1 protein-coding gene is annotated in these 532 nt (G+C 51.9%); it reads left to right on the forward strand.

Annotated features, from left to right (window positions below; all coding sequences use genetic code 11):
- The coding region (locus THS27_RS26445; protein WP_246833116.1) for a methyl-accepting chemotaxis protein at positions 1 to 412 on the forward strand (412 nt) is incomplete at its 5' end.
- Positions 413 to 532 lie beyond the last annotated feature (120 nt).

Raw genomic sequence — 532 nt, forward strand, 5'->3', positions numbered from 1 at the left:
CAAAGGGTTTGCCGTGGTCGCCAGTGAGGTCAAAAACCTGGCCAACCAGACTGCGCGGGCAACAGCGGATATCGGCGAGCAAATCAACTCGACCCGAAATGCCACCGATGAAGCGGTAAAGGCCATTGCCGATATCGTGGGCACGATTGAAAAGGTTAATGAAATTGCCAGCAGCATTGCCGCTGCGGTTGAAGAGCAACAGGTGGCAACAGGTGAAATTGCCCGAAATGTTGAAGAAGCCGCACGTGGAACACAGGATGTAAATACCAATATCCATCAAGTGACAGACGCGGTTCATGGTTCGGGCGAGGTTGCAACGGAAGTGCTGCATGCGTCGTCGGAACTGTCGCGCGAAGCTGAAAAAATGCGCACGATCGTCGGTGCCTTTCTTGCAAGCGTAAAGGCTGCTTAACATTGGCGACAATGTGCTGTTGATATTATCTTGATATTGCAATCGGGCTGCATTGCGATGTGGCCCGGTTCTGGCGGCAACAAACCTCGTCATTTTATGACGGGGTTTTGTTTTGGGTGT

Source organism: Thalassospira sp. MCCC 1A01428, assembly GCF_002115825.1.
GTDB lineage: Bacteria > Pseudomonadota > Alphaproteobacteria > Rhodospirillales > Thalassospiraceae > Thalassospira.